Origin of the sequence: Legionella maioricensis (assembly GCF_023618015.1) — a bacterium.
Lineage (GTDB): Bacteria > Pseudomonadota > Gammaproteobacteria > Legionellales > Legionellaceae > Legionella > Legionella maioricensis.
In genome coordinates this window covers 66,091-79,318 of the sequence record NZ_JAJKBJ010000008.1, presented here as the reverse complement: position 1 = coordinate 79,318, position 13,228 = coordinate 66,091, and the positions used below count along the sequence as shown (strand labels likewise).

Here is a 13,228-nt window from a genome sequence, read left to right as displayed (position 1 = left end):
GATCAGTTCTTTGAAAAAAAGCGAATTCGATGACCATCTGGGTCGCAGGTTACAAACGTGTAACCAAAATCCATTGGTGTTGGTTCTTGTATCATTTTAAAGTTCTTAGTTTGATAATTTCTAAAAAGTTCATCAACGGCTTGTTCATCGGGAACCAAAATGGCGAGTTCGCTACCGCCACCCAATGCAGTTGGTGCGGGTAACGCAGAATTTTGAGACCATAATCCCAATCGCAAACCGGATTTTAATAGAAACATGGCGTAATCAGGCTCAGTGTGGATAGGCTGGGCATTGAGCAATTCTGAGTAAAAATGAGTACTGTTATCTATATTGCTCACATAAAATAGAACTAAATTGGGGTCGAATGTCATGATTTCTCCTGTTTTTTATTTTTCGTTAAATTCATTGGAGAATATAAAACAGACTCATGACAGTTTTTGTCAGTATCATTCAATAGGATTGGGGAATATTATGTAGGGTGCGCCACTTCTTTAAAAGGGATTGTCGGCGTTCGGAATATTTTTGTTCTTTAATGGATACTTGAAGAATTCTATCGGTTCTGAAGTGACGGAAGTCCTGCCTTAGCTCACACCAACCCACCATGAGATGAACTTCCTCAAAAAAGCCGAGCGCAATAGGCCAGAGTATTCGTGTCGAATGATTGTTTTGGAGATCTTGATATTCTAATTCGATTTTTCGTTCTAAACGTATCGCTTTGCGAATGAGAATAAGATCACTATCCTTACTTTCGGCACATTTTCCTGGGGGAACTAAGAGTCCTGAAGTTTCTAGTTGGTGTTTTAATTCAGTAGGAAGGAGTGCTGAAATTTTTGCAAGCACATTTTGAGCTGCGATTTTAAGTTGAGTATCCGCTCGTTGTGCAACCCAACGTGACCCTAGCACCATTGCCTCAATTTCATCATCTGAAAACATCAAAGGAGGCAACATAAAACCAGATTTAAGCACATAACCAACACCGGGCTCGCCTTCAATTGGCGCGCCTAAGGATTGTAAGGTTATTATATCTCGGTAAAGAGTCCGTAGGCTCACGCCTAATTCTTCTGAAAGATTTTTGCCGCTCACGGGTAATCGATGACGTCGTAGTAATTGAATTAAATCAAATAAACGTTCAGTTCGAGACATTATTGTAATAAATACTGCTGCCAAATCATGTCAGTAGTGTATCATGAATACTTATAGAACTAATAATTTGCTTATTATGATTATTCTAATAGCAACAAACCTTGGGTTTAATGCATGCCCTCAAGAAACGCTTTAAAGCCACCTGCGATCGGGCTATTCTGATTGGGATAATAGGCTTGGTAGGCCTGTCGATCAACACTTAGCATAAACTGATTAGATGCGAGTATATTCCAAAACAGCCGGATTTGTTTGGCTAAAAGGAACGCACTTGATAGCTGTTCCTTTGTCGCTAATCCTAACCATTTTTCGAGGCAAGCATCTTGAAGTTTCTGGTATGTTGAATCACCTTCTGTTACTCCATAGTGAGTAATCGATTGTTCTAGACAGGTATGTAACGAAAAAAATGGATGAATGATCGCGGTCTCTCCCCAATCAACAAACGTCATTCTTTTAGTAATTGGATCAAGAAGAACATTCTTATCATGAAAATCGTGATAACCTATGGTTTCAGGAATCCTAAAGCTTGCTAATAATTTGCACTGCGCTGAAAATTTCGGACTTAGACTGTGTAATGTTTGCAATTCTTTATCCGTTAGACCCTCTGCTTTTAAAAAAGCAGTTTGCTTTAACATGTGATCATAAAGAAAGGGTAATTGATTTAATCGCCAATCAGGTACGCCTAGTTTGAGAAATGTCGCGATACATTCTTCTGCGCTGAGTTGGATTGTGGCATATTGCTTTATTGCTTCGCATAATAGCTTTGGCTTGAAGTTGGTTTTAAGCGTTTGACGCAAAGAAATACCCGCATCCCTCATTAGAAAACAATGTAAATCCTCATTAATTTCAATTATATCGGGCACATTGGCATGGAATTGGGATGACAATACTCGAATGATTTTGGGCTCATTAGATAGAAAAAGAGAGGGTGGTGTTTGTTTTAAATAAAAATTCTCTGTTGATGTTGCAAATCGGATCACATGAGACCACGGTGTTGACAATACAATTTCTGGTGAGTGCTCTATTGAGTAGCCATTAGAAACCAGGTAATCGGTTCCCCATTTGAAAAGTGGTAGTAGATTATTCATTTTTGGAAGTTAAAATGCATAAAAAATGACGAGAAAAATATAAGTCTTACTTAACATAAAAAACTTCCCTTTAAATAGTTACCAAGAGAATATTATACATAAAAAAGCGAGTCTCAATAGAATAGTAAAAGCAGGATAAAATAATGGAACAGTAAGATGATTTACCTATATCCGTGGTATAAACAAAAGGATAATGGATTAATTCTTAGTTTGCTTATTCAACCCGGTGCCAAATGCAATCAAGTAGTAGGTGCTGTTGGAGAGGAACTAAAGATAAAAATCGCGGCACCTTCTATTGAAGATAAAGCCAACATGGAATTAGTGCGATACCTGTCTGTCTTATTCAAAGTCCCTAAAAGTCAAATTAAAATAAAGAGAGGCCTTAAGTCTCGACACAAGATCATTGAAGTCATTGGTTGTGGTGTTGATGCTCTTCAGTGGTGTAAAATTAAAGAATGATTTTAAATAATAAGCCTAAAATGCTGGATACAACAATAATTGAGAACAATTGGCGCTCTCGTGGCTTTAGTTTTGAGCTTTGGGAAGATCCCCCAGGTCAAATTTGGAAGGATTTTAGGCATGAAACGGATGAGTTATTCATGTTGCTTGAAGGTGAAGTTATTTTAACCGTGGGCAATAAAACGTTAAAACCTGCTATTGGAGAAGAAGTATTGATTCCAGCAGGAGTAGATCATACGGTTCAAACCAGTTCCACCACAGGAAGCCGTTGGTATTATGGTTACAAAATAAGAAGGTAAGGGAATGACACAAAAGAAAATATCATTAGAAAATGATGCTGTTCTGCAATTCATTGTTGATGAATTAATATCTTTACATCATTGCCATACAATTATTTTATATGGCTCGCGCGCACGAGGAGACTTCGCAGTAACCAGTGATTATGATGTTGCAGGGATTAGGGAAAAAGGAGATAAGCAACGAATAGCACACTTTGATGAAGCACATCAAGTTTATCATGATATTTTTGTTTATCCTGAGAATGCTTTTGATTCAATTTCTGATGAACATTTATGTATGTCAGATGGCATCGTTGTTCTTGAAAAAGCTCATTTTGGCACAGAGTTATTAAAAAAACTCTCTGCTTTTTTAATATTGCCTGAGTCCCTCCCTCCTGATGAAATTACAGCACGTAGAGTGTGGTATCAAAAAATGCTGGCAAGGGCGTATACTAGAGATTTAGAAGGAAAATATCGCCATATTTGGTCAATCTTCACAATTCTAGAGGATTATTTTGTATTCAAAGAATTGCGTTATCAAGGTCCAAAAAAAGCATTCAAGTATTTAGAAACACACGATCCAGAGACTTTATCATTATTTGATGAGGCCATAACGAATATCGATAATTTGGATGCCTTAAATAGGCTAATTACAAGAGTTATAAAGATAGACAAAACGTAGGATAATTATGCCAGAATTAGATATTGAAATTATCAAAGATAATCCAGAGTACTTTCTTGTGAAAAGGCATCTATTATTTTTATTTAGAGTGCCTAGTAATGAAATTTAATATTTATATTAAAATTTTGACTGCGTTCTTTGTGATTTTTTTAATTCTTGTTTTGGCATTTTTTAAATATTTAAAGTCAGTTGAGACAAAGATAGTTGTTAATGCTGGAAAAACGACCTCGCAAGGGCTTTTAATTAGTTTAGAAAAAGAGTTAATTAATAACCCGAAATCAAACTGGGATGCGATAATAAAGAAGAAAACAGATAATGTTATTCATCTTATAGCAATCGACAGTCTAAAACTCACCCTGGTGCAGAATAATCAATTAAATAATGGTGAAATCATTTTTTTATCAGGTACAACCTATCAATTTCTAAACGAGGTCATTGTAGAACATACTGCGTATAAAAAAATTGGTAATACCCCATATGCATTAGCTTACAATTTTTCAGATCCTGGCGAAATTATTTTTAATTATATGAATCCTGTTTTAAAACAAATCGTTCAACATTTATTATCAAAATCAAAAAATACCTGGAGTAATGAACTATTACATTTAGAAAAAATATATGGTTTCCCTCTTCATGTTTATAAAACTAAAAGTAAATACTTACCAGGTAATATAATTAATTCTTTATCAACAAAGCGTCTAGTATTTGAAACCAATAAAAACTCGTCACAAATTGTTATTCTCTATTATAGTTTTAGTGGTGGAATACTCAAAATTGGCCCACTAAGCTATCTACCAGTTATGGCAAGAATCAGCGATGTTATGTATTATTTTATAGGAACTTTCTTTTTTATATCCCTTTGTCTTATTGCCTTATTTTCATTGCTTTTTGTTAGAAATATGAAAAAGGTGTATCAGATAACTAAAAATTTCAGTCAAGGGAACTTTGATTTTCATCGGAAAATAGGTGCTACCTCTGTTTTGTATGGGCTGTATAGGAATATCATCCAAATGGGTGAGCAATTAAAAGAACTGATTGAATCACATAAACAATTGTGCCGGTTTGTCGCGCATGAAATTAGGACCCCTTTGTCAACCATACAAATGGCGACGGATAGTATCAAAAGGAAAAACGCTGAAGATGCATTGCTCAATAAACAGATAAACAGCATACAAGAAGATATTGCAGATATGAATCGGCTCGTCAGCACTTTTTTGATTTACTCAAAAATGCATGCAAACGAATTGAAATTAAAACAGTCTGAGACCGATATAATAGTATGGTTAAGAAAGTTATTAGAGTCTTATTCTTCCTCAACATTTGAAATTACATTTCATTCTAATGAGTTAAATTCTTTGAAAGCATACATAGATGAAAATATTTTAAAACACGCTGTTACCAATTTGATTACAAATGCCATGAAATTTGCAGAGCACACTATTTCTTTAACCATTTCGCTGGATAATAGTCATATTTTACTTCACGTAGACGATGATGGCCCAGGCTTGCCGGAGGAGGGTGCGGATGACATTTTTTCTGAATATACAATTGCTGAAGACGCAGGAATTGGAGATAAACATATTGGGTTAGGATTAGCTATTGTTAAAAAAGTTGTTAATCTCCACGGAGGAAAGGTCATGTCTACACAATCACCGATATTAAAAGGTGCTCGATTCACCATAGTACTTCCAATATATTCCTAATGATTAAGATTTTAGTTTTGGAAGTTGGTCCTCAACTGTAGCATCTTTTGAAGTATCCATCTCTTGTTTCATCCCAACCAGTGAGTCGATAACCGCTGTTAACTGGAGTTTTGCATTTTCAAAACGTTTGGGGATAAATTCATCTTCCTCACCATCAATCGCTTCTCCAGTTCCAATGCCTTTTTCAAGAGCGCTGATAACCACACTAAGCTCTGATTCAAACGCCGATAATAGTTCATTACTCCCCGTTGCAGATTGCAAGATTCCATGCAATTTTTCCACTACATCTTCAGGAATATAAAGAGTGCCTTCACTGCATTTGCTATATTCACGTTTCGCAATAGGTAATGAAAGTAGTTCATCAGCCTTGTGTTGACTCATCTGAAATATTTGTCTAACAGATTGTTTTAGTTCTATGGGAGTTGGTGGCGAATTGCTAGATTTCAAAGATGCGAGAAGCTTATCACTAGCAGTTACTCTTCCATCTTTGCTATGATCTTGCGCTGTCTCGATAGGAGTCTGTCCTTTTTCATTTCGCACTTCAAGACTAGCACCACACTCTAATAACTTTTTAATGAGATGTAACGGCTCTTTTCTATAATTATAAAAATTCTGTACCGCATAGTGCAAAGCCGTCATGCCTTTTTTATCAGCACTATTAATATCAGCGCCATGTTTTAATAATAAAGCAATGACGCTATCATTACTTGGGCCACCAATAAGGACTTTTCCACAACTTACCATTGCCAGGTTTAACAAAGCCTTATTAGCTAGAATTGACTCTAGCAAGTCTTCATGACCTTTAAATACAGAAGGTTCTTTTAAACCTAAGAGAAGTTCTAGTACCTCTCTATCTGTCAGTTGTTCTATAGGGTCCGCCCGACCTAAGATATGACGGACACGTGTTAAATAATTTTCTTGTTCTTTACCTAATATTTGATTTTCCTGTTCAACAAACTTTGAAACATCTTCTCCTTCAAATCGCAATTCTGGAAAACCCTCAATTTTCTTTAAATCTTGAATGTTTAGAATATCTCGATTTAAAGCGATTTTTGCTATCAGTTCATCGCTACCGTCTTTACCTAGCATTGCACGTGCATATTCTATGGTGTTCACTTTTAATTCTTTAGCTGTTTGTGTTGAGGCAAATAAAGATTTTCGAACGGCAACTTGATATTCACCATGATGAAAAATAACACTGTTTCCAGCCTTCCAAATATTTCCTGCCATCGATGTGATAGGGGATGCCGGCGAAAGGGATCGGAAGCCGGTCTGTACATCTTGCGCATTCCATGGTCCAGTTCCACCAAACGTGATTTCTGGATGTTTCACTGATACTCTTTCTAAAAATGTTTTTTCCTGTGAGTTTGCTGCAGCATTAAGTTGATTGTCTGTATTACAACCTTCTAAAGTCACAAAAACTTCACCATGATGTGCGGGCAATGCTCGTTTAAAACCATGTAATAAATTATCAAAATTATCATCATATAACTGCTCACTTGGGCCATGGCAATTACCCATACCATATTCGCCACCACCAGCATGGCCCATAATAAATAATTTTGGGTTCTTCTCAAATATATTGTCTAGTTCTTCCGGTAAGTCTCGTTTGAGTTCATCCAAACTACTATAGATTTTTGGGGATTTATCACACTGATCGAAAAAATAATACTTCAAATCAGAGCCTTCTAAATAGACGCCAATTGGAACAAATTGCTTGAACCGTTGTTTTAAGTGAGGATTTATCACCACACCTCTCTGATTTTCAGGCAGTGGATGATCTGGATCTGGTTTATATATTAAGATTTCTATTGCAGCGTCTTTCATGGCTCATCTCGACTATTACTTAAAATAATAGGTTGATTTTATCAAAAACACTCAGCTCAAATGTATATATATTGTACAAACGTTCTAAAATGATACTTTTGTCGAGGGTAAATGATTATAGATTTGCGATATATTTGGTGAAGCTTTCATCACTGGACGAAAAATCTCAAGGTCGAGGCAAAAGAATTTTTTACTATTTTTCATAAGTCTTACATAAGATCGGTGGCTGTGATCAGTATTTATTCCCAAGCCGCTGATACAAATACATATCCTTTTTTATGAATTGTTTTTATACGATAGGGCTTTTTATTATTATCATTCAATGCTTTTCTTAAACGTGATATTTTTAAATCGATACCTCTATCAACCCCATCATATTCATGCCCAGAAAGAGCATACATAATGCTATCTCGACTTAGCAACCTATCATGGTTCTTAACCAACAAAGCAAGCATTTCAAAGTCACTGGTACTTATTGAAATTTCTTCATCAAAGAGATGAACACTCTTAGTACTAAAATTGATAGAAAAATTGCCAAATTGAAATTGATTTTGATTATTAACTAAATTGGGTCGACGTAACAATGCCTCTATTCTTGCTTTCAAAACCTCGTCTGCAACAGGTTTAGTTAAGTAGTCATCTGCTCCTAAATTTAAAGAGGATACTTCACTTTCAATATCATTAATTGCTGTTAGCATGAGTATTTTCCCCAAATACTCATCTCTAATGGTATGGCATATTTGATCACCATTCATGCCAGGAAGCATTATATCTAATATTACTAGGCACGGTTGCTCACGAATGATGCGATAGACCGCTCTATCACCACGTTTTTCAATAGAAACATCATAACCTGCTTCTTGTAAGCTTTCTTTGAGGTAATTGGCTAACTTAACGTTATCTTCTACAAGCAATATTGATTTATCTTTCATTCGTTCTGTCTAAGCCTCTTTAAATAAGAAAACTCTCTAAACAAATTTAGTCTGAATTGATTTTTAAGTTCAGTGTTACATAGATATCAGTAGGTAAGCAAACACACGGTGCATCCGTACATTTTATATACAATTGATCTGTTTTAACTCGATATAATGATAGCTAATGGGCGAATCTGTGGAGATAAATTATGAGCGCTTATGTTAAAAATTTTGATGAACATAAAGAAATCAAATCTTCACGTGACATTTGCAAATCATTAAAACCGGTTCCCACAGCATATATGGACAATAAACATTGTGAGCATTGCTATCCCGAAAAACGTTCTCATTTTCGAAGAAAATTTTTTAATTTATTCCATTATTTTATATTCAATCCATTTATCTATCTTTTATCTAAACTCTTTCTCCTATCAGAGCATGATTTTTTACGATTCAATAACCTATTAAATCAGTTGGTCATTAATATTTTTCAAAAACTAAAACTATATACCAAGACTCAGACCATTGATAGGAAACAATTCAATAACAGTGTCCTTGCATTTTGGGATGAAGCACAAAAAAGAGGGCTAGAGCTGTATAATTTTAAGGAATCTAACTTGCATACTCTGTATTTTAAGTTGGTCTACAATAGGAAAAAATATTATTTCATACAGACTCCAATCTCTCTTATTTCTCAAAAAAATACACGCTTTGATGAGGATACTAAATATGATAATAAATGGATCCTCAAGAAAAAATTATTAGATAGCCAAATTCCCTGTCCCTTAGGGAGGGTTTTTATTTCCAGCAAAAAAGCCTACAACTATGGCATTTCATTGGGATTTCCTCTTGTGGTTAAGCCATTATCTGAATCTCTAAGTATTCACACTTCATGTACTATTCAAACTCCAAATGAATTAAAAAAAGCGATAAACATAGTAAAGCAAGTTGATTTTCGCGTGCTGGTTGAAAAACACATACCTGGGGATGTTTATCGGTCATTAATTATTAATGATTCATTAATCGCTTGTGTGAGGAGACAACCTGAGAGCATTGTTGGCGATGGTGTAACTACACTTCAAGAGTTAATTGATAAAAAAAATAAAGTTACGTGGAAAGAAGGTCATGGTAAATATCCATATAAAATTACTCCAAATAGCAACTTGATAAACATTTTGTCAGCCCAGGGAGTTGCTCTTAATACGGTAATAAACAAGGGACAACAAATCTTTATTGCAAAAAAAGTTACTATGAGTAGTGGTGCAAAAATCAGTGATGTTACCGATCTGATACATCCTGAGAACAAACTATTATTGGAAAAAGCACATAAAATCCTCAATATACCGCTTACGGGTCTTGATTTTATTTGTCAGGATATTTCTCTTCCATGGCATAAGCAACAATTTGGAATTATTGAAAATAATAGTTTCCCTTACATTGAATTACATCTCAATCCGTCTGATGGGAAAGGAATTAATGTAGCAGGTAAAATTTGGGACTATGTACTCGATGTTTTAAGTCAAAAAAACGAGTAACCCAATAAATGTACATTTTATATACAATTGGGTTTTTTTAACTCGGTATAATAACAGATAAGTAAATCTTTATTCGGATGAAACCATTATGAACTTGCACTGGAGTATTCTCATGAAAAAAGACAAAGAAAAGCATCGGCCTGTCCTTGAATCCATAACGGCAGATGAACCCCAAACCTCTTCTATAGCATTAGCTTTACAACAATTTAGAAAGGAAGCAGAAAAAAAAGAGGCTGCTGAGGAAGGTGCAAAAGTACGCTGTCCGACTTGTTTTAAAGAAATCGCACCTAAGCGCCTTTGTTCAGGACATGGCGCAGGTGGTAACGGAGGTGATAGTGCCACCTCTGATAAGAAGACATCTGAGGAAAAAGCGAGTCCTGGTGAAGATAAATTCCTAACTAAATCAGGCAAAGTAGTTGGGTCTGAAGATGAATTGGTAGGAGTGTTTGGTTCAGAAGAACTTGATTTAGAGTCTGGTTTTGACCCAGAAATAATTGAAAAATTAATTGCTGATGGGAAATTGTTGGTTGATAGTGATCGTGAATCAATGACTCTTAAGCTTGAATTACAATGTGATCCTAATGAATTAACTCCAAAGCAACGACATGAATTAAAAAAATTCATGGAAGCGATTATAAACGAATTCAGTGAATTTAAAGAAGAAAATCATCTTTCTGATGATTGCATACAAATCCTTCAAGATGAGGAGGGAAACATACGTTCTCTTCGCATTACCATGCCCACATTAGCTTTATACGATGCATTTATCCAACAGCTAGCAAATAATTTAGTACCCGTACCCAGTCCGAAAGCACAAGAAAGAGATGAAGTAACAAAAGAGCAAAGCTTTGCTCCAAGTCCACTTTCGAGAGAACCCAGGCCGTATAATAAAGATCAATCCTCCACACAAGAAGCTAATGAGATACATAATAAATCTGAAGATGGGGAACAAGAAATTTTTAACCCCTCTCCTTTTAATATGAAGCCGTGGTAATAAAGAGCAGAGGTTTATTGATTATTGAAAAGAACTATTCAAGATCCCCTTTCGTATCCAATAATACGATTACGTAATTGGGAAATATCATTTTATGCTTTCTCCAAGACGGAGCCCTTAAGTCTTGACCCAAGAGCGTTGAGGTCATTGGTTGTAGTGTTGATGCTCTTCAGTGGGGCGTCGATTTATAACTGATATTTATTTTCTGGTTTTCTTATTTATCTGATTGAATGGTGTAGCTTTTTAGGCTATGATTGAAGCTTAGTTGGCTTCAATATAAAAATCATGTTTGATACTTCAATATTGTTTTCTGAATATCGGCGGCGTGTGCTGGCACTTTTATTGCTTCATCCTGATGAGCGTTATCATGTCCGAGAGATTGCGCGGTTAACGAATACCACAGCGGGTACACTTCATCGAGAACTATCCAAACTTGCTAAATCCAAAGTACTTCTGCGCGAGCAGAGTGGTAATCAAGTTTATTACCAAGCAAATCGAAATTTTCCTATTTATACGGAGCTTACAAGCATTTTAAAGAAAACGTCTGGTTTGGTGGATGTGTTGTTTGATTTTTTAACTCCATTAGCTGAAAAAATTGAAGTAGCTTTTGTTTTTGGTTCGGTGGCCAAAGGAACTGAAAACCTTGGAAGTGATATTGATGTGCTTATTATTGGTGAGGTTGATTTTACAGAAGCAGTTGAGGCTCTTTATGCTGCTCAAGCTAGTTTAGGGAGAGAAATTAATCCCAAAATATATTCCAGGGAACAATGGAAGGCATCTTTACAAAAACAAGATCTTTTCATTCAGGAGGTTTTAAATAATCCCAAGCTATTTATTATGGGAGCTGAACATGACCTTGGATAATTTAATTGGCATCACCCTGGAAAAAATACCACCTCACCCAGATACCATAAATCGGCTTTTGAATGCTGCTGAACGTAATATTGTGGATTCAAAAATTGACTTGGTTAGCGCGGAGAATCGCTTTGATGCTGCCTATAAAGCAATTATGCAAATAGCAAATGCAGCACTTCAATCTCATGGATATCGAACCTTGACTTCTAAACCAGGACATCATCAAACGATGATTCAGTTATTGCCTCAGACTTTAGGTATTGATAAAAAAACAGTGATTATATTGGATGCTATGCGTAAACAACGCAATATTGCAGATTATTCTGGCGATATTATTCCTGAGAGTGCAGTAATAACTTGTATTGCTCAAGCAGAAGCATTGTTAAAAGATTTTAAAAAATGGCTGAGTGTTAAAGATGGAAAACAACAGTGATGTAAAGCAACAACTCAATGAATGTCTTGAGGTACTAACAAAGATTTTAGGCGCAGATCTTTTGGGTGTTTATCTTTATGGTTCTTATCTTGTAGGTGGTTTGCAAAAATACAGTGACATTGATTTATTTGTTGTAACAAATCGTACTACAACCTCAAAAGAAAAGATGAAGTTGACTACCCATCTTCTCCAAATATCAGGCATTTACATGAAAAGTACAAAGCCACCTATAGAAATGACCCTTGTGGAAAGGGAGGCTATCAATCCTTGGCATTATCCTCCTCTGTTTGATTTTCAATACGGTGAATGGCTTCGTCCATCATTTGAAATGGGTAGTTTTGAACCATGGCCTGGTCGTGAAATGCCCGATCTTGCGCTGATTATCACTCAAGTCTTATTAAAGAGCCATACATTGCTGGGTGAAAGACCTGAACATCTATTAGCCCCTGTCCCATATAGCGACTTTATAAAAGCGATGCTTCATGATCTTGGGAGACTTTCAGCTGAGCTTGAACAGGACACTCGAAATGTATTACTAACCTATGCACGGATTTGGAGTACATTAGAAACTAATGAGATTCGATCGAAACCTGATGCAGCCGATTGGGTAATTGAGCGTCTACCTAAAATGTACCAGCCCGTCATGAACAGAGCGAAACAAATATGCATTGGTTTGGAAGACGAATATTGGGATGATATTAATGTGCTTATAAAACCCTGTGCTGATTTTATATTAACTAGAATTACGGATCAAAAGTTATCAATAAATCTAAAAGATCCTTGCACCTTAATAAAGTTAGCCTAGATAGAGGGCAGGAGACTAAGATTTCTGCCATTAGTATGATTTTCATTAAGGTTTATTCAGTCATTTCCAGGTATTCTGCTACATTGCTACACGTTCATCAAATCATTCAAACCATCTAGATGAAATTATCTATGAATTCATAGAGTAACGCATTTTTTTGTTAAAAATACGATTAATTATTTGTAGCAAAAAAGTTGCTACTGTATTGCTACGACACGCTACATTTCAAATGCTGTAAAACACATCCTGAAATAGACAAAAGAGGACGTCTTCAGTTCTGGACTGGATTATCTTAAGTTGTTCATTTTTACGCACCACCATTTTTTGCAAAGAGTTCCTTATTTATAATAATTTTTTATAAAAAAGGAAAATAGTAAAAAACGAAATTGCGCGAGCATTTTATTTGGGATTGTGTGATGTAGCAAAGAGTAGCGGTTATGTAGCGTTATCATTGCTACATTTTTGCAGGGTATTTTGATACAGAGATAGCGCCACAATCCTTTTATACTCACCTT

14 protein-coding genes are annotated in these 13,228 nt (G+C 35.6%); 9 read left to right on the top strand and 5 right to left on the bottom strand.

The features are described 5' to 3' along the window. Positions 1-2 precede the first annotated feature (2 nt). From LOX96_RS08400 to LOX96_RS08390, 3 genes are all read right to left on the bottom strand, one after another. A complete protein-coding gene (locus tag LOX96_RS08400) occupies positions 3-371 on the bottom strand; it encodes a VOC family protein (RefSeq protein WP_010655408.1) in 369 nt (122 codons plus the stop codon). Positions 372-450: 79 nt separating this feature from the next. After that, positions 451-1,143 carry a helix-turn-helix transcriptional regulator gene (locus tag LOX96_RS08395; protein ID WP_010655407.1) on the bottom strand — a complete coding sequence of 231 codons (693 nt, stop codon included), beginning with the start codon at positions 1,141-1,143 and terminating at the stop codon, positions 451-453. Positions 1,144-1,250: 107 nt separating this feature from the next. Then, entirely contained in the window at positions 1,251-2,228 is a 978-nt protein-coding gene (locus LOX96_RS08390) for a phosphotransferase (RefSeq protein WP_058478624.1), read from the bottom strand. Positions 2,229-2,384: 156 nt separating this feature from the next. Here LOX96_RS08390 and LOX96_RS08385 point away from each other — a divergent pair, with 156 nt between their 5' ends. The 4 genes from LOX96_RS08385 (at position 2,385) to LOX96_RS08370 (ending at position 5,350) form a co-directional block, all read left to right on the top strand. Next, positions 2,385-2,687 (top strand): DUF167 domain-containing protein, encoded by a 303-nt coding sequence (locus LOX96_RS08385; RefSeq protein WP_058478623.1) that lies wholly within the window; start codon positions 2,385-2,387, stop codon positions 2,685-2,687. Next, on the top strand, positions 2,684-2,986 hold the full coding sequence (locus LOX96_RS08380; protein ID WP_010655404.1) for a cupin domain-containing protein: 303 nt from the start codon (positions 2,684-2,686) through the stop codon (positions 2,984-2,986). The genes LOX96_RS08385 and LOX96_RS08380 overlap by 4 nt, the downstream gene beginning before the upstream one ends. Before the next feature lie 4 nt (positions 2,987-2,990). Then, positions 2,991-3,647, top strand: a complete 657-nt coding sequence (locus LOX96_RS08375) for a nucleotidyltransferase domain-containing protein (RefSeq protein WP_058478622.1) — start codon at positions 2,991-2,993, stop codon at positions 3,645-3,647. A gap of 98 nt (positions 3,648-3,745) precedes the next feature. Beyond that, a complete protein-coding gene (locus LOX96_RS08370; RefSeq protein WP_058478621.1) occupies positions 3,746-5,350 on the top strand; it encodes a sensor histidine kinase in 1,605 nt (534 codons plus the stop codon). A 3-nt stretch (positions 5,351-5,353) separates the two neighbouring features. On the opposite strand, the gene LOX96_RS08365 is transcribed toward LOX96_RS08370, so the two are convergent. Beyond that, entirely contained in the window at positions 5,354-7,177 is a 1,824-nt protein-coding gene (locus LOX96_RS08365) for an ankyrin repeat domain-containing protein (protein WP_058478620.1), read from the bottom strand. Positions 7,178-7,416: 239 nt separating this feature from the next. Further along, positions 7,417-8,109 carry a response regulator gene (locus LOX96_RS08360; RefSeq protein ID WP_011212550.1) on the bottom strand — a complete coding sequence of 231 codons (693 nt, stop codon included), beginning with the start codon at positions 8,107-8,109 and terminating at the stop codon, positions 7,417-7,419. A gap of 191 nt (positions 8,110-8,300) precedes the next feature. Here LOX96_RS08360 and LOX96_RS08355 point away from each other — a divergent pair, with 191 nt between their 5' ends. The 5 genes from LOX96_RS08355 (at position 8,301) to LOX96_RS08335 (ending at position 12,713) form a co-directional block, all read left to right on the top strand. After that, the gene (locus tag LOX96_RS08355; RefSeq protein WP_058478619.1) at positions 8,301-9,626 is read left to right on the top strand and encodes a hypothetical protein; all 1,326 of its coding nucleotides are present in this window, start codon (positions 8,301-8,303) and stop codon (positions 9,624-9,626) included. 112 nt (positions 9,627-9,738) lie between these two features. Then, positions 9,739-10,620, top strand: a complete 882-nt coding sequence (locus LOX96_RS08350; protein WP_058478618.1) for a hypothetical protein — start codon at positions 9,739-9,741, stop codon at positions 10,618-10,620. Between the two features lie 285 nt (positions 10,621-10,905). After that, positions 10,906-11,484, top strand: coding sequence for a nucleotidyltransferase domain-containing protein (locus LOX96_RS08345; RefSeq protein WP_010655397.1), 579 nt, complete (start codon positions 10,906-10,908; stop codon positions 11,482-11,484). Then, positions 11,471-11,908, top strand: coding sequence for a hypothetical protein (locus LOX96_RS08340; protein ID WP_058478617.1), 438 nt, complete (start codon positions 11,471-11,473; stop codon positions 11,906-11,908). Before LOX96_RS08345 ends, LOX96_RS08340 begins: the two co-directional genes overlap by 14 nt. Beyond that, positions 11,892-12,713 carry an aminoglycoside adenylyltransferase family protein gene (locus LOX96_RS08335; RefSeq protein ID WP_058478616.1) on the top strand — a complete coding sequence of 274 codons (822 nt, stop codon included), beginning with the start codon at positions 11,892-11,894 and terminating at the stop codon, positions 12,711-12,713. Before LOX96_RS08340 ends, LOX96_RS08335 begins: the two co-directional genes overlap by 17 nt. The last annotated feature ends 515 nt before the right edge of the window (positions 12,714-13,228 follow it).

Coding starts and splice junctions, on each gene's coding strand:
- LOX96_RS08340 (WP_058478617.1), top strand. CDS start 11,471: ATGACCTTGGATAATTTAATTGGCATCACCCTGGAAAAAATACCACCT.
- LOX96_RS08365 (WP_058478620.1), bottom strand. CDS start 7,177: ATGAAAGACGCTGCAATAGAAATCTTAATATATAAACCAGATCCAGAT.
- LOX96_RS08335 (WP_058478616.1), top strand. CDS start 11,892: ATGGAAAACAACAGTGATGTAAAGCAACAACTCAATGAATGTCTTGAG.
- LOX96_RS08375 (WP_058478622.1), top strand. CDS start 2,991: ATGACACAAAAGAAAATATCATTAGAAAATGATGCTGTTCTGCAATTC.
- LOX96_RS08350 (WP_058478618.1), top strand. CDS start 9,739: ATGAAAAAAGACAAAGAAAAGCATCGGCCTGTCCTTGAATCCATAACG.
- LOX96_RS08385 (WP_058478623.1), top strand. CDS start 2,385: ATGATTTACCTATATCCGTGGTATAAACAAAAGGATAATGGATTAATT.
- LOX96_RS08360 (WP_011212550.1), bottom strand. CDS start 8,109: ATGAAAGATAAATCAATATTGCTTGTAGAAGATAACGTTAAGTTAGCC.
- LOX96_RS08395 (WP_010655407.1), bottom strand. CDS start 1,143: ATGTCTCGAACTGAACGTTTATTTGATTTAATTCAATTACTACGACGT.
- LOX96_RS08380 (WP_010655404.1), top strand. CDS start 2,684: ATGATTTTAAATAATAAGCCTAAAATGCTGGATACAACAATAATTGAG.
- LOX96_RS08355 (WP_058478619.1), top strand. CDS start 8,301: ATGAGCGCTTATGTTAAAAATTTTGATGAACATAAAGAAATCAAATCT.
- LOX96_RS08390 (WP_058478624.1), bottom strand. CDS start 2,228: ATGAATAATCTACTACCACTTTTCAAATGGGGAACCGATTACCTGGTT.
- LOX96_RS08400 (WP_010655408.1), bottom strand. CDS start 371: ATGACATTCGACCCCAATTTAGTTCTATTTTATGTGAGCAATATAGAT.
- LOX96_RS08370 (WP_058478621.1), top strand. CDS start 3,746: ATGAAATTTAATATTTATATTAAAATTTTGACTGCGTTCTTTGTGATT.
- LOX96_RS08345 (WP_010655397.1), top strand. CDS start 10,906: ATGTTTGATACTTCAATATTGTTTTCTGAATATCGGCGGCGTGTGCTG.